Source organism: Flavobacterium beibuense F44-8, assembly GCF_000769915.1.
GTDB classification, from domain to species: domain Bacteria; phylum Bacteroidota; class Bacteroidia; order Flavobacteriales; family Flavobacteriaceae; genus Flavobacterium; species Flavobacterium beibuense.
On record NZ_JRLV01000012.1, the window covers coordinates 1 to 309 of the forward strand.

A 309-nucleotide genomic window follows, 5' to 3' on the forward strand; every position below is an offset into this window, starting at 1 on the left:
AGATAACTGTGAAGGAACAATAACGGGTACAACTTCAGATCCGCTTACTTACGCTGCTCAGGGGACTTATACCATAACATGGACTTATGATGACGGGAACGGTAACACAACTACGCAAACACAGTCTGTTGTAGTAGATGATACTACTGCTCCGGTGGCAGATGTGACTACACTTCCTACCATAACAGCACAATGTGAGGTAACTGCAGGAACAATCACTGCGCCAACAGCTACAGATAACTGTGAAGGAACAATAACGGGTACAACTTCAGATCCACTTACTTACGCTGCTCAGGGGACTTATACCAT

General features: G+C 45.0%; 1 protein-coding gene. It reads left to right on the forward strand.

All coding sequences use genetic code 11. From position 1 onward, the window contains the following. On the forward strand, window positions 1-309 hold a 309-nt coding region (locus Q763_RS17950), incomplete at both ends, for a hypothetical protein (protein WP_035134320.1).